We start from the raw sequence: 22,306 nt of genomic DNA, 5'->3' as shown, positions 1-22,306 counted from the left end.
AGCCCGGCTCGCCGTCGTCCTGGTAGCCATTGCCGTTCTCATCGTCGAACACCTTGCCGATGATGTCGCCGCAGTCGAACACCGGCTCGACCAGGATCTCCACAACCGCCGTCGCCGGCGGCGCAAGCAAAGTACCCGACGCGTCCGTCGCGCTGGCCCGGTTCACATGCTCGCCAGGGCCGGCCGAGCTCAGCGCCAGCATCCGGAGCCGGATCTCAAGCTCGCCATTGCCGGCCAGCGAAAGAGCCTCGAAGACTACCTTCCGGCCCTGGACCACCGGCGTCACCGCCACGCCGTCCACCGTTGCCGAGCCGTCCACAAAACGGAAGCCCGACGGCATCGTGTCCGTCACCGTGATCCCGTCGGCCCGCGAACCGGCATTGTTGGTCAGCCGGATCACGAACGGCGCCTGCTCGCCACGCCGGATTTTCCGCAACACCGCAACCTTGGTGATCGAAACCGTGCTCGCCGCCGAGGGGAGCGCCAGTGTCGTTGCGCTCAACTCGGATTCAACGGGCGTGCCGTTGGTCCGGGTGCCATTGACATAGCCAACCGCCGTCGCCTCGTTCTCGACGCCGTCCGCGACGCCTGCACCGTTGTCGATGTCGGTCTGCGTCAGCACATAACTGGCCGTGAAAACTTGTTCCTCGCCGGGATCCAGCGTCACTTGCTCCCTTGTCGGGTCCGGATCGTAGGCGGAGAGTTCGCCAGTGCCTCCCTTATCGTTGAAGGTGGGCCCATCGTCTTGCGGGTAGACATCGACGACCGGAACATTGCCCCCATTGGTGATAGTGAAGCTGAAGCGCATCGTATCACCCGGATTGGCGAAACCGTTGCCGTCGGAATCCTCGTACGCACCCTCCTTGAGCAACGTGAGCGCAGGCTTTTGCGGATCAAGCATCACGCACTGGTCCGATGGGCACTCGGGGTCCGGTCCGCCGGGCTCCCGGATGATGTTTCTGAGGGAGACCGCGTCGTCGGGCAGCGGATCGAGCACCTCGACGACGGCGGTGAGCACGAGCACTCCAGGGTTCGTCCCGTCATGGCCCGGTACATGAAGCCCTGACCATTCCACGATTCCGCCCGAGCTTTCGCCAGAATGCACGCCATCATTATCCGCCGAGACGAACACCATGTTCGGGTCGAGAACGTCCTCGACAGCGTAGTCGTTGGTTGCGCCGGCTTCGTTCGTCAGGGTGATTTCGTAGGTCAGTTGCTCCCCCGGCTCGGCGATGCCAGCGGTGCTGCCGTCCTCTAACACCAGCCGCTTCACCGGCGTGACGTTGGCGGTGGTGGAAATGTCCACGCATTGCACGGAGGGGCATTCCGGGTCCGGATCCGTGGGATTGCGCTTGATGATGTTGCGAAGCCTCGTCACGCCCGACGGCAGGGGATCGTCGACCCGGGTAACGACGGTCAGCACCAGCGTGCCGGGCGTGCTGCCGGTCTGTGCCGGGACCGTCAGGCCGCTCCAGCGGATCCAGCTGCCCTCGTCCGTGCCGCCGCCGGCATCGACGATGGTGACATTGGAGCCGTATGCGTCGATCAGGCCGTAATTGGAATGCGCTACGCCGCCCGTATTTGTAAGGGTGATCTCATAGGTGAGATCCTCGCCCGGCTCGGCCATGCCACTGGTCGAGCCGCTTTCGGCCATGAGAAGCTTTTCAGACGATACATTCGGGCCGGTCTGCGTGATCACGCATTCCGGCGGCCTCGGCGTGACCTGGCAATCGATGGTCTCGCCTGGCTCGCGGGCTATATTGGTGAGCTGCGTGACGCCCTTGGCGATCGGCTCGTCCACCCTCACCGTGACCGTCACTACGCGCACGCCGGGATTGGTCCCGTCGTGGGCGGGCACGGCGAGCGCCCAGGCCACGTGATCGCCCATCAGCTGGCCGCCATTGTCGGCGCCGGTGAAGGTGGTGTTGGGGTCGAGCAGATCCTGAAGCCGGTAATCCGGGTCGGCGCCGCCCTCATTGGTCACCCTAATGCGGTAGGTGAGTGTCTCACCGGCCTCGGCGACGTTGGCCAGTGTGCCGCTCTCGTTTACCAGCTCCTTAAGCTTGGTGATCTGCGGGGCCGCGGACGTTGTCACGCATTGCTGCGGTGTTTGCTCGCAGTCCACCGTTTCGCCCGGCTCGGCGGCGATGTTGGTGAGTTGCACCACACCTGGATCCAGCGGGTCATCGACTTCCACCACGACGGTCAGGACGCGCTCGCCCGGCGTTGTTCCGTCATGCGCGTCGATGGCAAGCCCGCTCCACGTTACCGTGCCGCCACTTTCCGTGCCGCCATCCGTGGCGGAGATGAAACTGGTGTTGGGATCGAGCCGGTCCTCGACCTCGTATCCGGTTACCGAACCGCCCGTATTGGTGAGGGTGATCTCATAGGTGAGCCGCTCTCCGGGCTCGGCCACGCCCGGCCGTGTGCCGTCCTCTGAGACGAGGAGCTTCTCCTTGTCGACAACTCCCGGCACCGGGGTGATGACGCATTGCGGCGCCGGGCAATCGGGCACGGGCTCCGTCGGATCGTAGGCGATATTGGTGAGGCGCGACACGCCGCCGGGTATGGGGTCGACCACCGTGACGACAACCTCGAGCGTCAGGACGCCGGGCGTGGAAGGCGTGCCGCCGGGGACCGTCAGGTCCGTCCAGTCCACCTGGCCGCCGGGGCTGCCCCCCGAATGCGCGCCGCTGTTGTCGGCCAAGACGAAGTTCGTATTCGGGTCGAGCAGGTCGCGATGGTCATAGTCCGATGTGGTGCTGCCCGAATTGCGTAGCGTGATCTGGTAGGTGAGCTGCTCGCCGGGTTCGGCAACGCCGGCCGTGCTGCCACTTTCGGCAACGAGCTGCTTCTCGCTTTCGACGAAGGGCGGCGGCGGGAGGACCACGCATTGTGCCGACGGGCAGGGCGGGGGCGGTTCGGTCGGCGTCTTGGCGCTGTTGACCACCTGCTCGCCAGGGGGCAGCGGATTGATGACCTGCACTACCACCTGAAGCACCATGGTGCCCGGAACAACCCCGTCCTGCGCTGGCACGGTCAGCGTCCACTGCACCTCGTTGCCGGCGAGCGTGCCGCCGTGGGAGGCGCTCTGGAACACGACATTGCCGTCCAGAATGTCGGCGATCTCGTAGTTCGACGCCGTGCCACCCGTGTTCGTGAGCGTGATCTCGTAGGTGAGGAACTCGCCGTCCTGCGGGAAGAGATCGTCAGCGATGCTCTCGTCGACCAGCGCCTTGTTGATCGAAACGTCGGGCGGGATGTCGTCGTTGGTGATGGTGCAGACGGCGCTCTGGCCGCTGCCCAGGTTCAGGTTGTTGCTGGCCACCGGCGCACCGCCGTCGATGGAGCAGCGATAGGTGCCGGCGGTGTAGCCGGCCGGGCCGTTCTCGCCGAGGACGTAGCTGCCTGCCGGGACGACCGCATCCGTCACCGCGGGATCGCCCGTCGGGCCGGAGATGTTGGCCGGACCCGATGCCGTCAGGATGAAGTCCTCCGCTCCGGCAATGCCGCCATCATTGTTGACGAGCGTTTTGCGCAGCGTCAGCGTCCCTGGCTCATCATCATTGGTGATCGTGCAGACGGCGGTCTGCTCGTTTGCGAGCGTGATCGAGTTGCCGGTGACGGGCGAACCGCCATCGACCACGCAGCTATATTCGCTCGCGTCGTAGCCCGGCTGGTTCGTCTCGCTCAGCGTATAGGTGCCGGCGGTCACAGGGACGTCCGTCACATCAGCGCTGCCGCTTATGCCGGTGATGGTCTCCGGCCCATCGGCGCTCAGCGTGAAATCCGCCGTGGTTGCCGTACCGCCATCGTCGTTCGTCACCTGCTTCTCGAGCGTCAGCAGCGGCGCGGCGATGTCGGTGTCGGAATCGGTGTTGTTGGCCGGGGTCGGATCGGGGAAGCCCTCGGGATTCGTCACCGTGGCGGTGTTGGTGAGTTCGCCGGTGAAGCTCAGCGGCACCTGCATAGTCAGCGTGAAGGTGACCGAAGAATTGGCGGGCAGGTTCACCGCCGCGTCGACGATGTCGCCGGTGCCATTGGGCGTGACGCAGACGGCGCCGTTCGTCGGGCTGCCGCAGGTCCAGGTCGCATCGGCGATGCCATCGGGAAGCGCGTCGTTGACGAGCGCGTTCTGCACGCCGAAGGGGCCGTTGTTGCTGACGAGGATGGTGTACTCCACCTCGCCGCCGCGATCGTAAGTCTCGGAGCTGTCGTCCTTGTCGATCTCAAGGTCGGCGTCGAGCACCACCGCCGTGGTGGGGCATTTGGCGCCGTCACCGCCGCCGCTCGGCGAATCAGAGATGAGCGTCGCTTCACCCGTCGTGGTATCGAATTGGTAGATCCCGCCATTGCCATTCTCGCGACCGAAAACGCCGTTTGTGGCACTGATCATCGACCCAAAGCCACCGACGACTGACTCGCCGATCGGGTCCACCGCTCCCGTGTTAGGATCGATCGAATAAAGCCAATTATCGCTTTGGTTGTGCGTGTAAATCAGCCCGTTGTGCCAGGCTAGGTCCGCATTGGCTATGGCCTGGTCAAGGTCTATGGCCGTCGCCGTCGGCGAATTCAGATTCGACACGTCGACGCGCCACATCCTGTCCGAAAGATTGTTATGCTTGAGGTAGAGGAAGCCGTCCGTCCCGAACGTGCCAGAGGCGATCCACCGTCGATAATTATCAATGCCCCCGGCGGGCGCGGCATCGGTGTTGATACCCCCGCCTGCGATGACGCCGAATTCCCGCACGACACCATTGCTGTCGATGCGCTGAAGAATGTGCCTGCCGGCACCATTCGCGGCATCCGGGTCCCAAATCGACGCGTAGATAAAGTTGTCGGTGGGATTGTAGCCAATGCCGTTGTAGCCGGGGGTGGCCTCATCGCCGATGGCCGGAAAGGTGAACGGGTTGGTGCTCGTGTCGACGCTGTGAAGCTGCGTCGGATTGGCGCCGATCGACAGATACATGGTCGACGTACAGGCGGCGAACGGGGTCTGCGCCTGCGCTTGCGCGTCGCCACTCCAAAGCGCCATCCCGGACATCAGGGTGGCTGCCAGCCCGAGCCTGGCCTGGCGGCTTGCACGACCAACCGTCCCGCAAGCAGCGCGATCCACCATCATCCTCAATGCCATCGGGAATGACGAAAGCCACGCCGGCGAGCGGGAAAGGCAGGGAGGCCGCGCAGTACAGGCGAGATAACCTGCCAAACAACGCGCAACATCGCGCAGCGAAACCGGCTTAAGCATGGACGATCCCCTCGTAGGCGAATCATCCGGCGCGGTGTTGCCCTGCTTCCGCGCGGCCTAACGCCGCGCCGCCCAAGCATTACATCGGTTTCTTCTTTAATCCGATGCGCTGCATCAATACCCAGGCTTAAAGGCCCCATACCGGACAATTCCAACCCGAGCAGAAGGGCACAACCTTCACGAGTGGTATTTCAGGACTTTGCCGTGAGTATAAAAATATTGCGCAAAATGGCGCCTTCATCCTCATATTGCTATGGACTTTCCACATTCTGCTCGCACCCATCATTCTTCTTGTACTTTTTGCCGGCGCTATCATTAAAAACTTAGATAAATCTATCTGTTATGCCGTATCTGGGCCGGTGTCGCATGCCGATGCTTCTTCATCGCAGCGCTCAGATGGCTCTGACCTGAAACCCGCTCAGATAGGAGATCTCGGCAATTGATATGTTGCCCTCCAGCAGGAGTTGCTCGGCAAAGGTCAAACGCAGGTTGAGAACGCGTGGTAGTCACCGTCCGGTAGCCGGCTATGACTCGGAATAAGTCGAACCCGCTCTAGCACTGAAACAGTTCAGGAATTTCTGGCAGGACGCTACCATCAATTCCAATTTAACAGCGCCATTCGCATTCTGACTGGAGCTGGCTCTTTGGGTGCCGTCGCAGACGTAGAAACGGTATAAGAATTCATGGTCGATGATGCCAAAGGCCGGGCGGAGTGGTAGGAGATTTTGTGTTCATCGCAGAGGCGAAGCGATCGAAAACGGCGTTCGAGCCGACCTGGCCGCCCTTGAGCATCAGGCGCATGCCATCCCTCTTCGGCATGTCTGATGCCGCCGAACAGATCGCCACGCCTGCGTCCAGCTGCTCCTCGAACGCAAGGCTGCGGAAACCGAGCCGGCGGACGATGATGCTCGACGTGTCGCCGCCAGCCACACCCAGAGCACACACCGCTTGTCGATCAAGGATGGCGGCGACCAGGTTCGCCAATTTGCATGACAGCTTGGCTCCACTGCAGCGGTAATCCTCCGTGGGGGCGAGATGGGCCAGCACGTTTTCTCCGGCTGCGAGCGCCGCGGCGCAGCTTGCGGCGAACGCGCCGGCCGCGGTCTCATCCGCCAGGTGCCGAGGCTGTATCAGCATGGGCCTGAAGCGGCGTGCGGCTTTCACCTGGGCGGCTGTGACCTGCGACCGGCTGCCTGCCAGGACGAGGCACGGGCCCTCCGTCCTGCCCTGCGCCGGGGCTGCCACTCCGGACGGCTGGAGATCTCCGGAAAGCGCCTCTGCCACGCTGCTGGCGCCAACGATCAGCAACGGGCGGCCATCCCTGCCGCAGCCGCCCAGTGCGGCGCCTATCGTTTTGAGATGGCCCTGATCACATACGTCGAACAACATGCGCTTCTTCCCCGCGCGCATGAGCTCGTCGATATGTGTCTTGAGGGTCGTCCGGCGCTCCTCGATCTCCGGCCACGCCAGGAGCAGCAGGTCCTCTAGGCCCTGCCTTGCGAGGTGGATGCGCAGGTCGGCCTCCGCCATCGGCGTGATCGGATGGTTGCGCATGACCGGGTGCCGGTCGATCCGGTGGATTTGGCCGTCCGGTCCGCGGGCAAAGAGATTGCCGAACGCGCAGTAGCGTTCGAGACTCGGCTGGCCGCCGAGGACGGCTAACAGCGCGGGATCGAGATGGCGCTCCAGGACCGCAGCCGCTGCGCCGATGCTGCCCGTTTCGGGGCTGGAATCGAAGGTGGAGCAGACCTTGTAGTGAACGATGCGGGGGGACAGGGCCTTCAGCAGCGGCGCCAGCACGTCCATCTGCGCGGCGATGGCCTCGGCCGGCAGCGCGCGGAACTCGGTGGCGAGGCCGACAGCGTCGAGCCCTTCTTCCGCGATCGCAGTCGCATCGGGCGGATCGAGGAACAGCCGAACACAGCGGCCGGCCCGGGCGAGCGTCGCCAGGGTGTCGGATGCGCCGGTGAAGTCGTCGCCGACGAAGACGTAATCGACGCCCGCGCCCACCGTCAGCCTCCGAAGAAGTCGAGCGCGGCGCGCAGCTCCGGCAGGCGCTCGGCCGCCTTTTCGAGCGGTGTTCCCGATGCCACGGCATCATAGGCTTGGCGAAGGCTCCTGACACCGGCGGCCGGCCCGTCCGGGTGGGCGAGGATCCCGCCGCCCGCCAGGAACATGAAGTCGGCCGAGCCCACGGCGTTGTGGGTCGAAGGCAAAGTTCCCGCCCATTGACCGGAGGAAAAGACGGGCAGCACCGCATCATCATCATCCGACGCATCCGCCGCGAGCGGCTGCAGGCAGCGACGGGCAGCCGAGGCCACCTCCTCCGCAGCATCCGAGAACTTACCGCCGATGCCGTGGACATGCATGTGATCGATGCCGGTGAGACGATAAAGCGCCTGATAGGCGTCGAAGCCGATGCCCAGCGACGGGTGGCGCGAGAAGGCGCCGAAACCGTTTCTATGGCCGTGGAGGGCAAGCGGCGTGGAGCGCCGGAGCGTCTGGAGGGCGGAAAGGCCGCACCAGTTGAGGCTCGCCATGACGCAGGAACCGCCTTCCCGTTCTACCATCTCGGCGTGGCGGCGCATGGCATCGGTCTCGTCGGTGATGTTGAAGGCCACCATGACGTCGCGGCCGGTCGCCTCGCGATAGGCGCGGACCCGCCGCATCACCGCCGGCACCCGCTCGGCGAACGGCGCATGATCCGGATCGGCGCAAACCTCGTCGTCCTTGATGAAGTCGACACCCGCCTCGCAAAGCAGGCCCACGAGATCCGCGATCTCCGATGCGGCCATGCCGACATTGGGCTTGATGATCGTGCCGAAGAACGGCCGGTCGCCGATGCCGAGCCACTGGCGCGTTCCCGAAACACCGAGAGGCGGGCGGTCGAAGCGGTCGCGATAGGTCCGCGGGAGAGCGATATCCACCAGACGCAGGCCAGTAACCTCGCCGAGATCATAGAGATTCCCGGCCGCCGTCGCGGCCAGGGTGGGCAGGTTGGCGCCTATATTGGCGAGCGGAAAGGCGATTTTCACGCTCGCCCGCCGGTACGGGCCGGCGGCGCCCTTGCGCTGCAGATAAGCGCTTGCGAGACTGGGCGCGGCTACGGGTTCCAGCTCCTCCACGGACAGGACCTCGGCCGCGGCGCGCTCGCGCAGCGCATCCGTCTCGCCCGCCACGCGGACGAAGGTTCCGCTGCTCTGCTCGCCGGCCATGATCGCCGCCACCCTCTCAGGCTCGAGCGGGGTCTCGATCACGTACTGCGCTTCCAGGGTCCCGGCCTTCATCGGCGCTTCACAAGGTGGAGAGGTCAGGGAAAGGGCGGACCGGCTCCGCGCCGTCCCAACCTTCCGAGGCCTCGCGGATCAGCTCGAACAGCCGCCCCTTCGGCCCTACGACCTCGGAGAGTTCGATAACCGTGCCGGGATGAGCTTCCCGGTCGAAATAGACGAAGCGGCCATTGGCGCCGACCCTGCCGCTCATCTTTTGCCTGAAGCCTTCCTCTTCCATGCGGGCGAGGTCGGCATCGTAGTCCTGCGTCCAATAGGCGACATGCTGCAGCCCCTTGTGGCCGGCACGCATGAAGTCGCGATACATGGAGGGGGCGTCGTTGCGTGTTTGGATCAACTCGACCTGCATGGGGCCGCTATTGGCAAGCGCGACGGAGTTGTGGACCTCGTGCGGCTCGCCGTCATAGCGGTAGTCCTCGATCGGCACTCGGGGATTGTAGAACCAGGGGCCGACGCCCATGACGGAATGCCAATGGGCCATGGCGGCTTCGATGTCGTCGACCACGTAGCCAAGCTGGCGGATCGAGCCCAAAAATCTGCTCATATTCAAACCCTATTGCACGAAAAGTCTCGGGAGCCAGGTCGAGACCGCGGGAACCGCGGAGACCACCAGCAGCGAAAGAAGGAGAGGTATCAGGAAAGGCAGAACGCCCCGGATCACCGCATGTACCGGCATCTTGGCGACGATCGACACCATGTAGAGGCTCATGCCGATGGGCGGGGTCAGAAGTCCGATCATCAGGTTGAGCACGAAGACGATGCCGAGCTGAAGGGGGTCGACCCCCGCCGCATGGAGGGCGGGGGCGACGATCGGCGCAATGATGAGGATGGCCGCGATGGATTCCAGCACCATGCCGACGACGAGCAGAAAAATGTTGACGAGCAGGAGCAGGATGAAGGGATCATCCGACAGGCCGAGCAGGAAGGCGCCCGCCTTCGCCGGCACGCGGTCGAGGGTGAGCACCCACGCGAAAACGGCGGCAGTAGACACGATGAAGAGAATGCTGGCGGTGGCCTCCACCGTCTCGCGCAGGCTCTCCCCGACGGCGCGCAGCGTCAACGAGCGGTAGACCGCAAAGCCGATCAAAAGCGCGTAGGCGACAGTGACGCCGGCGACCTCGGTCGGGCCGAACCAGCCGCTGAGAAGTCCGCCGATGAGAAGCACCGGCGTAAGCAGCGCCGGGAAGGAGACCAGCGCCTTCTTCACCACAGCGCGCAGGGAGGGGCTGACCACATCGCGCGGCAGGTCGTAAATGCGGGCGATGACGGCGACCTGGACCATCAGGAAGAGCGTGATGAGGAGTGCCGGAACAATGCCGGCGATCAGGAGCTGCACGGCCGAGACGTTGGCCACGCTGGCATAGATGATGATGGGTATCGAGGGCGGGAAAATCGGGCCGATGGTTGCGGCGGCGATGGTGATACCGGCGGCGAAGTTTTTGCGATATCCTTGGCCGGTCATCTGGTCGATCTGGATCTTGCCCAGCGCACCGATGTCGGCGAGGGCGGCGCCCGAGACGCCGGAGAAAATGAGGCTGACGAGGATTGAGACCTGGGCCACTGCGCCGCGGATCCGGCCGACGAGGAGGCGCACGAGGTCGAAGATGTGCGTCGTCACTCCCATCGCGTTGAGGAGGCTTGCGGCGAGAATGAACAAAGGGACGGCGAGCAGCGGCGTGGAATCCAGCGCGTTGACGGCGCGCTGCGCCAGCACGTTTACGGGAAGCCCGTAAGTGACGATCACGACAGCGGAGGAAAGCCCCAGCGAGACGGCAACGGGTGCACCAAGCGTGAGGGTTGCGGCGAAGACGAGAATGAGGACGAGGCTCATGATGCCGGACGGTCCTTCGGTGCGGAATCGGTGTCCAGGAGAAGGCCGGTAAGGCGGACAGCGGCGACCAGAAGAAGGAGCATGAAGCCGGCGAGCGCAGGCGCGTAGAAGAACCAGTTCGACATGCCGAGGGATGGCGTGGAGAACTTGCCGGCGCGGGAGAGGAAAGACTGGAAGCCGTAAAGCGTGAGCAGGCAGAAGACGAGGATCGCTGCTTCGACCAGTGCCAGCGCGTAGCGCCTTAGACGTAGCGGCAGCATCATCGGCACAAGGTCGACTGCGACATGCTGACCGCGCAAGGCCAGGAGCGGCACGCAAAGAAAGACGAGCGCGATCCCGCTGAAGCGCGCCAGCTCGTCAGCCCACGGCATGCCGAGATCGAAGGCGTTTCGGCCCACCACCTGACCGACGACGAGCAGGGCCATCAGGGCGAGAAGGATGATTGCCGCGGACCGGCAGGCCAGCGAGACTGTCTCCAACATCTTGTCTGCCGCCCGGACGGCGGAGCCGATATGCATGGTCTTGCTCCTGATCCGCGACGCGCGGACCTAAATCAGTTCATCGTATTGTGGAATCGATGAACTGATCCAACTCCTTGTTCTTTCGCAATTAGGGCCGGAACACCGATTCCCTGAAATCGCTCTAGCCGATCGCCCTGATCTGCTCGTACAGCGCGCCGTACTTCTCGCTGAAGCGCTCCTGGACAAGCTTCTCGACCGAGGCGCGGAAGGCATCGACCTTGAGCCCGTCATCGGGACCGATCACGGTCATGCCCAGCTCGCGCAGGGCTTGCGTGTCCTTTTCCTCATTGTCCTGGATGGCCTTGGTGGCGCGGTCGCGGATTTCTGCGGCGGCCTCGGTGACGGCTTCCTTATGCGCGTCAGACAAGCCCTGCCAGGCATCCTCGTTCATGACGACGACCTCGGCGTTGGACATGTGCCCCGTGAGCATCAAGTGCGACTGCACTTCGTAGAGCTTGACGTTGAGGATCACATTCACTGGGTTTTCCTGCCCGGCGACCACCCCGGTCGCAAGCGCGGTCGGCACCTCCGACCAGTCGACCGGAATGGCGGCCGCCCCCATGCCCTCCACCGCGGTCGTGTAGATCGGGAAGGGGACGGCGCGGATCTTCTCACCGGCGAGATCGGCCGGCGAATAGACCGCCTTGTTGGCAGTCAGGTTCCGGCGACCGAAATAATGCGCGTAGATGACGCGCACATTGGCCGCCTCGATCAGGCCCTGGTTCAACTCCTGCATGACCGATGAATTGACGTCCATCACCTTCATGAGGTGATCGACGTCGCGGTAGAGATAGGGCGTGTCCAGGGCTGCAAAGGGCTCGTAAAGCGAGCCGATGCCGCCGGCCGTGTTGTGGGAAAAGGCGATGGTGCCGAGCGATACGGCCTCGGCAAGCTCCTGAAGCTTGCCCAATTGCGAGGACGGGAAGACCTCGATGGCAAGGTCTCCGCCGGAATGCTTGGCCACCGCTTCGGCAAACCAGTCGGCCTGCGCGCCGGCGACGCTGGCGGGCTCGTTATTGTGGCCGTAGCGCAGCGTCACCGATTGCGCGTGCGACCGGCCGGGAAGCATGGCGGCCGCACTCGCGCCCAGGCCGAGCGCAAGGGCGTTGCGGCGACTGATGCGGCGTGCGCCAAACTGCAACAAATTCCTGTTCATCGGGTCCTCCCATGACATGTTCTGACGGGCCATAGACAGCACCTTGATACGCTCTCCTCCAGAGACGCTGCCTACTTGACACAAGGCTAGGAACTAGCATGCTTCAGGTCAAACCAGAAAAATTGAGGTTTTTTGAGGTGTCATCAGTTCGAGGAGACGGCCTACCGATGCCGCTCATGACCGACATTGCGGAGGCCGCAAACGTCTCGCTCGCAACGGTCGACCGGGTGCTCAACCGGCGCAAGGGCGTGAAGGCCCGCACCGTCGAGCGCGTGCTCAAGGCGGCGCTCGAGCTGGGCTATGTGAGCGAAGCCGAGCATGCGCAACTCATCCACCCGCGCCCGCCAAATGTCGCCTTTCTGCTCCCCATGGGCGGCAACCCCTATCTTCGGCTCCTCGGTGACAAGGTTCGCGCCGTCGCCCAGTCGAAGTCGAGCGATGAAGCCCAGGTGCGCTGCTACTTCATCGAGAGCTTCGATGCCGGCGCGCTAGCCGCGGCCATCCGCCACCATGCCGGCTGGGCGGACGGGATCGCCTTCATGGCCATCGACCACCCGCTCGTGCGCGAGGCGGTGGAGGATGTCTCCGCCGCCGGGCGGCGCATCGTGACTATCGTCTCCGACCTGCAGCATTCGCTGCGCGATGCCTATGTGGGGCTCGACAACCAGGCGGCCGGGCGCACCGCCGGATATCTGCTCGGCCGCTTCTGCCGCACGCGAGAAGGCAGCGTCGCCTTAGTGGCGGGAAGCCGTAACTACCGTGCCCACGCGGAGCGGGAGATGGGATTTCTCGATCTTCTGGAGGAGATGCATCCCGGCCTGCGCGTGGTCGGCATGCGCGAGGGCCACGACGACCGCGAGGAGAACTACCGTCACGCGCTCTCGCTCCTGGAGCAGGACGCCGATCTTGTCGGCATCTACAATGTCGGCGGCTCCTCCGACGGGATCGGCCGCGCGCTGCGGGAGCACAGCAGGTCCGGTGAGGTGGTCTTCATCGGCCACGGGTTGACGGCCGACACCCGCAGGCTTCTCATCGAAGGCACCATGGACACGGTGATCAACTCGGACCCTGATGTGCTGCTCGCTTCCACACTGCGCGTCTTCGGCAGCCTCCAACGTGACCATGCCTTCAATCCGTCAGCGCTTCCGCCGGTCAAGATGGATGTTTTCTTCCGCGAGAACATTCCCTCCGTCCTTTCCGTCGCCGGCGGAACCGCAACGTCGCGTCGGGGCCGGCGCTCCCCCTGAGGGTTGTCGGCGCGGGGCGCCGAGACCAGCAGAAAATGTCTCGATGCGGTCACACGAAAAAAAGCGACGGACCGCAATCGGCCCCAAAACGGACGCTCCGATCCATCGGCGGCTCCTGGCGCGATCTCAATTCCATCTGGGAAACTCAACCCGCGCACGTAGCTGCTTGCAAATATCGCGCTAACAATTGTCGGGGTCGGACAATGTGAGCGACCTGAGAGATAGGTGACGTTTTGTACCGGACATATGGGTGACACTTTCGGCTTTTGGCCGGAGGTGTTGATGCCGTGGAGAGAGTGTTCGGTGATGGAGGAACGTCTTCGTTTTGTTGCCCGCCTTCTGGACGGGGATGGCATGAGCGATGTGTGCCGTCAGTTCGGGATTTCGCGCAAGACCGGCTACAAGATCTGGGGCCGCTATCGGCAGGAAGGGGTTGAGGTTCTGTGCGACCGCTCGCGGCGGCCGGTGTGCTACGCCAACCAGTTGCCCGAGCAGATGGAGCGGCTGATCGTCGAGACCAAGCGCGGCAACCCGCAGCAGAACGGCCGCCACGAGCGCATGCATCGCACCTTGAAGCAGGAGACGGCCCGGCCGCCGGGCATGAACGCCCTGCAGCAGCAAGACCGCTTCGACCGGTTCGTCAGCGAATTCAATGACGAGCGTCCGCACGAGGCCATCGGCATGAAGACCCCGGCCGAGCTCTACATCCCTTCTTCAAGAACCTATGAAGGGCTGCCTGAGTGGATTACCCCTTCCACGACCGCGATATCCTCGTCACCGCCTGCGGGCGCATCTGCATGATGAGGAAGAAGATCAACGTCTCATCCGTGCTCGCCGGTCACAGGCTCGGAATCAAGGAGGTAGACGATGGCATTTGGCTCGTGAGCTTCATGCTATGATCTGGGATATATCGACCTGGAGCAGAGAACCTCGCAGACCATCGACAACCCGTTCGGCACGAGATTGTCACCCATGTCTTAGGGTCGCACATGTTAACGATGGTAGCGGAGGAGCGCTTCCACCAATACAGTGCAACGACTGAATTTGCGTGCTGAGGTGCATCAGCAATCTCGCTGCTGCAGTGACACTTACAGGTTCGAATCCTGCCCCCGCAAGCAAAAAACACCGCTAACGCAAGGAGTATTTCATCCGGAATCATATCAGAATCAGTTGTAGGCTGGTTGTAGCGTGTTCTCTAGCGTAGAACTTTCTGCGTTGGACGCGAAGCTACTTGTCACATCCCATATGGTTACACGGCCGTTTCTTGAACAGGTTCCGCTTCTGACGTTGCCAGTCTCGGCCGCCTCTGCGCATTTTGTCCGACGACCAAGCAACTATTCCCCTCTCCCGCCCTGCAAACTCAAGCGCGGCAAGACGGTAGGCGGTCCCGCAGAACTTGAACGACCCTGTGTGCTACGCGCCCTCGAACTTGACCACGGTGCGCCGGCCTGTTGAAAGTCTATCTGTCGCCATCTTTATCGTTGGCCGCGGTAAACGGGCAAGCCGGTACAAAGATCGAAGCTGGTAACTCCAGTCTCCCCGTCCGTTTGGATGGAGGATTTCAATTGGCTCGCCGCAATGGAACGCATCCGGTCCTGCGACATGGGATCACCATGACCGCCAAATGCGGTGAAGACATCTAGGGTCAGGACCTATTAATATGACCACAATGGCGTTCGATAGACCAAGAGATGCAAGGAAAAGCCCGCAGAGCGGGGTCTTCCCCCCGGTCAAGGGCTTTGACGCGGCAGCTCGCCGGTCTATCGAGCGTCCTTCGGATCGGCCTGATTTGCACGGGCTACTTTGTCGCAAGACCTTGAAAGACGTAAAGTCTTCCTGCGGTCCTGCTCCGCGTATCCGCACAAATCAGGCCGACCATTGTGGCCATATTAATAGGTCCTGACCCTAGTTCGCGCAGCCTCTCCACGGCCCGCGGTATTCGTTCCCGTCGCAGCTCCCATATGCAGATGACGTCGAGCGAGAGCTCGGTCGCCTCGAGCCATTCAGATTGCCCATTCACGTTCCTGCCTGCTCAATGAAGGAGATTGCTGAGGAAACGCTCGATGCGTTCGTGGGCGGGCGCGGAGAACAGCAATTCGCGCGTTCCTCTTGACGATCCTGCCACCGTTCATGGAGACGACGTCGCCGACGACCGTACGCCATCGTCGGGATCGACATTCGTGACGCCTGTGGACTGCAGCCATGCCGTCTAAGTAATCGGAAAGCCGTCGTGGAAGAGGTGTAGTCGCAGGTTGTGCGGCTCGCACAGCGGGTGGTCACCTCTCATTGATTTCGGACTTCAGTCGGCCGTTTAGACCGGAGAATGCCATCGCCAGCAGCGCGAAGCCGTGGCCGAAATCGGCGCCGAATTGGTCAGCCAGTCATCCGCTACGAATGTTTTGATCTTGCACCATGGCGATGGCTGTCGAGGTTGGCCTGTCGGCCTATATATCACACTGGCGGTTCCTACCTTGCCATGACGTCGGAGCCAACCGAACTCCTTTCATCGCCATAGAGGCTGTCTTCAACCTCTTCTGCGGCCGCACGTAAACGGTCCAGGGCCTTGCGCATGGCACTTTCGGTGAACCGACTGGAAGGTCCGAATGCCGAAATGCCCGCGATCATACGGCCGGTCCGGGTGAGGATCGGAACGGCCACGGCGCGTATGCCGTCCTCGCGCTCCGAATCGTTTACGGCGTAGCGCTGTTCCCGCACTTTCTCCAGTTCCGCATTCAGCGCTTCCAGGTCGATTATCGTGTTCGTGGTGAAGCGTACACGCTCCACGGATTGCAGATAGCGTTCGCGCTCGTGGTCGGGCATGTGGGCCAGCCAAGTCTTTCCATGCGCCGTGCAATAAGCTTCGAGCTGAGTACCGACGCGGATATCCACGGAGAGCGAGCGCCTGGAGGTGGCGCGGGCGATACAGGTCACCATGTCGGAACGGAACACGGTGGCCATCGTCGCCTCCTGCAATTCCTCCGTCAGGCGATTGAGAAAGGGCTGCAGCAGGCGCGCCAACGCATCACTGCGCAGGACGCGGTCGCCGAGATCGGCAAAGACGTAGCCGAGCCGGTAGACACCCTTGGTCACGGCCACCAGCGCACCGACATGTTCGAGCGTCCGCAGGAACCGGTGTGCGGTGATGGCGTTCATGCCGGTCTCGCGGGTCACGTCGGCGGCCGTCAGTTCAGGGCGTTCTTGAGAAAACAACTTGAGGATGGTGAACGCCTTAACCACCGAACCATTGATTTGCGCAACCACGATCCCATCCGTTTCCTATTGAGGCAATTCCAGGAAAGTGGAAACTGATTTTCCGTCCGGAATTGCGTGAAATCAAGTAGTTGGGTTATTTCACCACCTCCGTGAAATGATCCAGTCGCCGCCCGCTACTTCAGAATTGCGGGCAGCACAAGCGCCAGCCAGGGGAAAGCGATCAGAAGTGCCACACGCACCAGTTCGACCAGGAAGAAGGGCAGCGCGCCCTTGAAGGTTTCGCGCATCGGCACGTCGCGCGCGATCGCACTGATGACGAAGACATTCATGCCGACCGGCGGCGTAATCAAACCCAGTTCGACAACGATCAGCGCCAGAATGCCAAACCAGATCTTCGTCTCCTCGGGACCCATGCCGAAGTCGAGACCGGAGATGACAGGCCAGAAGAAGGGAATGGCCAGCAGGATCATTGACAGGCTGTCCATCAGGCAGCCGAGCAGGATGAGCGCGGCGAGCAGCAGGACGAGGATGGTAAGCGGCGCCAGTCCGCTCGTCGCCATCATTTGTGCGGCGGCCTGCGGAACGCCGCCGCGCGACATGAATATCTCCAGGAGTTCCGCGCCCAGCAGGATGAGGTAGATCATGCCGGATGTCCTGGCTGTCGCGAGAAGTGCGGCGCGTACCTCGCCGAGGCCCACGAGCCGGGCGGCAATTCCGTAGGCCAGCACCAGGAACACACCGATGGCGGCGGCGGGTGTGGGATTGAAGAAGCCCAGATAGATCCCGCCAATGACAAGGCCGAAAATGATGGCGACGGGTAGCACGCCCAGGGTCGCCGTGAGGAATTCCTGCCGCGAAACCGGGTCGGCACGCGGTCCGGAATCGGGAAACACGCGCACATAGACGGCGATGGTCAGGATGAACAGGATCACAGCCATGATGCCCGGGATGAGGGCGGCGGCGAACATCTGAACGATGTTGGCCTCGACGATTATCGAGTAGACGACCAGCACGACCGAGGGGGGGATCAGGATGCCTAGCACGCCGCCGGCGGCCAGTGTGCCCGTGGCAAGCGCCGGCGAATAGCGATAGCGCTTGAGTTCGGGCAGGGCGACGTGGCCCATGGTGGAGGCGGTGGCGAGCGAGGAGCCGCAGACCGCGCCGAAGCCGGCGCAGGCGGCGACCGCCGACATGGCCACGCCGCCGCGGAATCGCCCGAGCCAGGCATTAGCGCCGCGGAAAAGGCTTTGGGAAAGCCCCGCATGGGTGGCCAGGTGCCCCATCAGCACGAATAGCGGGACCACCGAAAGATCGTAGTTGGCAAAGACGCCATAGGCGAGCGTCTTCATCTGCGACATCAGCACGAGCGGGCCCGAAAGCGTGACGATGCCGCCCGCTCCGACCAGGATCATGGCGTATGCGATGGGCATGCGCAGCACGATCATGACGATCAGGATGCCAAGTCCGGAGAGGCCGATAAGGAGTTCGTTCTGCACGTTGTCAGCGCCTTTCGCAGGCTCGCAGTGAACCTGGTCTTGATCTACTTGTGGAAGAGATGGCCGGCGGCCGTCACCTCGGGCCGCCTTCGTCGGGAATCCTGCCGCCGAGAGCATCGACGAACGTGATCAGCGCGGCGGCAAAAAGCAGGGCGATTGAAACGAGGATGGGAAGATAGGCAGCCCAGATGGGAAACTGATAGATCGCCGTCGTCTCCTCATAGAGCCGCAAATCGTGAAAGCCTGCATACATGCGTGAAAACAGGAATGCCGCGAAGAGGGCGGCGACTGCAGACGCGACCGCGGTCAGCCCGGCCAGAAGCCGGGGACCGGCGCCCGAAGTGAAGATGTCGGCGGTGACATTGGCGCCGGAGAGCTGGCAATAGGGCAGGAAGGTAAAAACGGCGACCGCGACGCCGACTTCGACGATCTCGAAATCGCCGGGAAAGGGACTGCCCGCCACGATGAAGCTGGTCAGGCTCAGCGCGTTGACCAGCACCACCCCCAGAAGAACGATCCCGCCGGCGACGGCCCAGTATTCGATGGCGCGGCGCAGTATTGCCGTCAGTCGCGCCATCATGCCCGTCCGATGCGTCATCTCAGTTGCTTTGCGTGTGCTGCGCGATGGCTGCCCGGGCCGCCTCGACGAGCGCATTGCCGTCGATGCCCTTGGTGCTGACTTCCTCGACCCAGCGCTCCACTACGGGCTCCAGAGTCGTCTGAAACGCTCCGGTCTCCTCTTCGGTCAAGGTAATGTGATTATTGCCGGCCTCGACGGCGAGTGCGATGCCCTTGTCATCGATGTCACGCCATATGCGGCCGACCTCACGCACCCATTCATCACCCGAATTGTCGAGGAAAATCTGCCGGATATCCTCGGGTAGGCTGTCCCACTTCGCCTGATTCATTGACACTTGGAACGTGGTCGTGCCGAAGCGGGTCTTGTCGGCACCCTCGATCTGGTAGTCGGTCAGGTCCTGCAGTTTCAGGGCGGGGATGATCTCCCACGGGATGAGGGCGCCGTCGACCACCTTGCGCGACAGCGACTGGGGCAGGTCAGGAACGGGCATGGAAACAGGATTGGCGCCCAGTGCCTCCACTACCCAGGCGCCGGTGCGCGTCGGGATGCGGATGCGCTTGCCTGCCAGATCGTCCGGGCTGCGCACCTCCTGGTCGACCATGTGGATCGCCTGGCCGGCGTGGACATGGTTGAATAGGACCTTGATGCCGGAATATTCCTCGGCCAGATATTCGTCGAACATCTCGCGCATGGCCAGGTTGGTGGCGACCGGGTCGTTGGTGTGGATGAAGGGAAGCTCGAAGACTTCCGAGCGGGGGAAAAGACCGGCCGTGTAGCCGTTCACCGTCCACACGATGTCGACAACGCCGTCGCGCACCTGGTTGATGAGTTCCGGTGGGCGTCCGCCCAGCGACATCGCGGGAAAAATCTCGATTTGAACGCGACCTTCAGATGCCTCTTCGATGCGTTCGGCCCAAGGAGCCAGCATGTCGGTTTGCGCCGGGGCGTTGGGGCCCAGGAAATGGTGCAGCTTCAGCGTGATGGTTTCCTGGGCAAGGCCGGTCCCGGCGAAGCCCAGCATCGCAAGGGTTGCCCCGGTGACGAGACAGGCGGCGCGGCGCGCTCCAGATAGTGGTTTCATTTCTTCCTCCCGGTTCAGTTCAAACGAAATCAGGCGCGAGATCAATCACGACCCACACCCGCCGATCACGGCTTTCCCTCATCCCAGGGCCCGCTGCTCCTCGCGGACCGTGGCCTTCCAACGCTGCGACATCGAAATCCGCCAAAAGAGATTGACGGCGGCAAATTCTATTGTCAATCTATAATTGAATTACAGATTTCAAATATAGAAATGATATCCAGTTGGATCCAGCTTTGAAGAACGAATGTCGACCGAAGGAAGACCTGCAGATGACCGCCGGCGGAGCCCTGCTGGCGCGCATGAAAACCCTTGGGATCGACTATATCTTCGCCAATTCGGGGACTGATTTCCCGCCGGTGATCGAAGGGCTTGCGGAGGCGGAGGCCAAGGGCATATCGCTGCCGCGCGCTCTCGTCATGCCGCATGAAGCCGCGGCCATGGGAATGGCGCACGGCTATTATTTGGCGACGGGGCGCCCGCAGGCGGTGATGGCGCACACCAATGTGGGCCTTGCCAATTGCGCCATCGGGGCCATCAACGCAGCAACGGAACACGTGCCTATGCTGCTTTTCTCCGGCCGCACGCCGACGACGGAGAAGGATCGGCTGGGTGCGCGGACCGTGCCTATCGGCTGGGGCCAGGAGATGCGCGACCAGACGGCGCTGGTCCGTGAAGCCTGCAAATGGGACTACGAGTTGCGTTTCCCCGAGCAGGTGGAGGAGATCGTCGACCGGGCGCTGGCAATCGCTGATTCCGCGCCGCGCGGCCCGGTTTACGTCAGCCTTCCGCGCGAGGTTCTTTGCCAGCCGTCCCCGTCCGCCGGGATAGGCCGTGACGCCATCATGACCCCGGCTGTCACGGGTGTCCATCCGGAAGGGCTGCAGGCGGCTGCCAGGCTCCTTGCCGAGGCACGCAATCCATTGATCATAGCCCAGCGCGGGGCAGGCGGGGAAGCGGGCTTTTCTGCCTTGCAGGCCATTGCGGCGGAATGGGCCATTCCGGTCTGCCAGTATTGGGCCGTGCGACTTGCCCTGCCGCTCGATCATCCGATGGCTGCGCCGGCCGATCCGGGTTCCTTGATCGAGAAGGCCGATGTCATCCTCGTCATCGATTCGCTGGCTCCCTGGGCACCCGACCGCCATCGCCCTGCCGCCACCTGCCGGGTGGTCCATCTGGGACAGGATCCACTCTACAGCCGCTTTCCAGTACGCAATTTCCGCTGCGATATCGGGCTTGCCTGCGAGGTGGAGGATGGGCTCGTAGCGCTGAAAGCGGCAATGGAAACACTGAAGCCAGAGGGGAACGTACCCGGCGAAGCACGGCGAGAGGCACTCGCCGCGGCCAACCGTACCGCGCGGGCGCGCGCCATCGGGCAAGCAGAAGCCGGGCAGGGCGCACCGATGACCAAGGAATGGGTAAGCCTGTGCCTTTCGCGCGCTATCGAGGGGCGGGGGGCGTCGGTCTTCTCCGAACTCGGCTGCCCGATGGCGCCCATGAGTCTCGATCACCCAAAAGCTTGGTACCAGGAGCCGCATTCGGGCGGGCTCGGCTGGGCCTTTCCCGCCGCGCTGGGCATGCAGCTTGCCGAGCGCGACCGACTGATCGTCGCCACCATGGGCGACGGCTCTTATATGTTCGCCAATCCCGTCGCCTGTCATCAGATCGCGGAGGCGTTGGAACTGCCCGTCTTGGTGATCATTCTCAACAATGCCGAATGGGGTGCTGTGCGCCATTCCGTGCTCGGCATCTATCCCGATGGATATGCTTCGCGCACCAACGCAATGCCACTGACCGGCCTTTCGCCCATACCCGATTTCGCGCGCGTGGCGGAGGCGAGCCGCGCCTTTGCCCGCACCGTACGCGACGGCGCAGAACTTCCGGCGGTCATCGCCGAGGCGCTGCGTCATATTGACGAGAAGCGGGGCCTTGCGCTGATCGACGTGCATGTGCGCCCGTGAATCAAACCCAGCCGAGAAGCGAGGAGAAAAGCCATGGCGGAGTCGCCGACGACCGAATTCTGGAGGGACTTGAAACCGATCGAGAAAGTATTCCAGCGCGACGCGCTCCCGGAGGTCTATCTGGCCGACGCGCCGACAGAGGATGAGCGCTATTACGTGCCGTTCACGGAGACCGTTTCCTCGCGCCCATTGTGGATTTCGCCGACACAGAACAAATGGTGCGACATACTGATGGCCAAGAGTGCAGGGCTGGTGAACCGTCACTACCATCCGCACGAGGTGTTCGCCTACACGATCTCGGGAAAATGGGGCTACCTGGAGCACGACTGGACGGCGACGGCCGGTGATTTCGTCTATGAGACGCCGGGTGAGGGGCACACGCTGGTAGCCTACGAGCACGCGGATCCGATGCGCGTCTTCTTTCAGGTCAAGGGGCCGCTCATCTGGCTCGATGAGAAGGGCGAACCGGACGGCTTCTTCGACGTGCACAATTATATCGACCTGTGCCGCAACCATTACGAAAAGATCGGCCTTGGCGCGGGTTATGTCGGGAAGCTGGTAACCGGGGCAAATTTCCGGGCAATGGGGGTTTGCATGCGAGCGCGTTTGTGATTCACGCTTTGCGTGGCTCTATTATCGAATGATTCTCTTGAAGGCTTGTCGCTGGCGGAACTGCGCGGGCTGG

15 protein-coding genes and 1 pseudogene are annotated in these 22,306 nt (G+C 62.9%); 5 read left to right on the top strand and 11 right to left on the bottom strand.

Annotated features, from left to right (window positions below; translation table 11 throughout):
• The 7 genes from N1058_RS23575 to N1058_RS23545 form a co-directional block, all read right to left on the bottom strand.
• On the bottom strand, window positions 1-5,248 hold a 5,248-nt coding region (locus N1058_RS23575; RefSeq protein ID WP_265520027.1), incomplete at its 3' end, for a DUF6923 family protein.
• A 681-nt stretch (window positions 5,249-5,929) separates the two neighbouring features.
• On the bottom strand, window positions 5,930-7,258 hold the full coding sequence (locus N1058_RS23570; protein ID WP_265520026.1) for a four-carbon acid sugar kinase family protein: 1,329 nt from the start codon (window positions 7,256-7,258) through the stop codon (window positions 5,930-5,932).
• Window positions 7,259-7,260: 2 nt separating this feature from the next.
• Entirely contained in the window at window positions 7,261-8,535 is a 1,275-nt protein-coding gene (locus N1058_RS23565) for a ribulose-bisphosphate carboxylase large subunit family protein (protein WP_265520025.1), read from the bottom strand.
• 7 nt (window positions 8,536-8,542) lie between these two features.
• A complete protein-coding gene (locus N1058_RS23560) occupies window positions 8,543-9,082 on the bottom strand; it encodes a VOC family protein (RefSeq protein ID WP_265520024.1) in 540 nt (179 codons plus the stop codon).
• A gap of 9 nt (window positions 9,083-9,091) precedes the next feature.
• Window positions 9,092-10,369, bottom strand: coding sequence for a TRAP transporter large permease (locus tag N1058_RS23555; RefSeq protein ID WP_265520023.1), 1,278 nt, complete (start codon window positions 10,367-10,369; stop codon window positions 9,092-9,094).
• Window positions 10,366-10,887: a TRAP transporter small permease gene (locus N1058_RS23550; protein ID WP_265520022.1), complete on the bottom strand. Its 522-nt coding sequence runs from the start codon at window positions 10,885-10,887 to the stop codon at window positions 10,366-10,368. Before N1058_RS23550 ends, N1058_RS23555 begins: the two co-directional genes overlap by 4 nt.
• 124 nt (window positions 10,888-11,011) lie before the next feature.
• Complete coding sequence (locus N1058_RS23545) at window positions 11,012-12,046, bottom strand: TRAP transporter substrate-binding protein (protein ID WP_265520021.1); 1,035 nt, start codon at window positions 12,044-12,046, stop codon at window positions 11,012-11,014.
• A 167-nt stretch (window positions 12,047-12,213) separates the two neighbouring features.
• Here N1058_RS23545 and N1058_RS23540 point away from each other — a divergent pair, with 167 nt between their 5' ends.
• The 3 genes and pseudogenes from N1058_RS23540 (at window position 12,214) to N1058_RS23530 (ending at window position 15,506) form a co-directional block, all read left to right on the top strand.
• A complete protein-coding gene (locus N1058_RS23540) occupies window positions 12,214-13,293 on the top strand; it encodes a LacI family DNA-binding transcriptional regulator (protein ID WP_265520020.1) in 1,080 nt (359 codons plus the stop codon).
• Window positions 13,294-13,575: 282 nt separating this feature from the next.
• Window positions 13,576-14,274, top strand: a pseudogene (locus tag N1058_RS23535) (integrase core domain-containing protein).
• Window positions 14,275-15,356: 1,082 nt separating this feature from the next.
• Window positions 15,357-15,506 carry a hypothetical protein gene (locus tag N1058_RS23530; RefSeq protein WP_265520019.1) on the top strand — a complete coding sequence of 50 codons (150 nt, stop codon included), beginning with the start codon at window positions 15,357-15,359 and terminating at the stop codon, window positions 15,504-15,506.
• A gap of 253 nt (window positions 15,507-15,759) precedes the next feature.
• Here N1058_RS23530 and N1058_RS24195 read toward each other — a convergent pair whose 3' ends face one another.
• The 4 genes from N1058_RS24195 to N1058_RS23510 form a co-directional block, all read right to left on the bottom strand.
• Window positions 15,760-16,554: an IclR family transcriptional regulator gene (locus N1058_RS24195; protein WP_265520018.1), complete on the bottom strand. Its 795-nt coding sequence runs from the start codon at window positions 16,552-16,554 to the stop codon at window positions 15,760-15,762.
• A gap of 125 nt (window positions 16,555-16,679) precedes the next feature.
• Entirely contained in the window at window positions 16,680-18,002 is a 1,323-nt protein-coding gene (locus tag N1058_RS23520) for a TRAP transporter large permease (RefSeq protein ID WP_265520017.1), read from the bottom strand.
• A 73-nt stretch (window positions 18,003-18,075) separates the two neighbouring features.
• Entirely contained in the window at window positions 18,076-18,600 is a 525-nt protein-coding gene (locus N1058_RS23515) for a TRAP transporter small permease (RefSeq protein WP_265520016.1), read from the bottom strand.
• Between the two features lies 1 nt (window position 18,601).
• On the bottom strand, window positions 18,602-19,663 hold the full coding sequence (locus N1058_RS23510; protein ID WP_420848040.1) for a TRAP transporter substrate-binding protein: 1,062 nt from the start codon (window positions 19,661-19,663) through the stop codon (window positions 18,602-18,604).
• Between the two features lie 269 nt (window positions 19,664-19,932).
• Here N1058_RS23510 and N1058_RS23505 point away from each other — a divergent pair, with 269 nt between their 5' ends.
• Both N1058_RS23505 and N1058_RS23500 read left to right on the top strand, forming a co-directional pair.
• Window positions 19,933-21,621, top strand: a complete 1,689-nt coding sequence (locus N1058_RS23505; protein ID WP_265520015.1) for a thiamine pyrophosphate-requiring protein — start codon at window positions 19,933-19,935, stop codon at window positions 21,619-21,621.
• Window positions 21,622-21,654: 33 nt separating this feature from the next.
• A complete protein-coding gene (locus N1058_RS23500) occupies window positions 21,655-22,233 on the top strand; it encodes a 2,4'-dihydroxyacetophenone dioxygenase family protein (protein WP_265520014.1) in 579 nt (192 codons plus the stop codon).
• Window positions 22,234-22,306: the final 73 nt, after the last annotated feature.

It is taken from the genome of Nitratireductor luteus (genome assembly GCF_026162365.1).
GTDB lineage: Bacteria > Pseudomonadota > Alphaproteobacteria > Rhizobiales > Rhizobiaceae > Chelativorans > Chelativorans luteus.
This window is presented reverse-complemented; position numbering and strand designations above follow the sequence as displayed.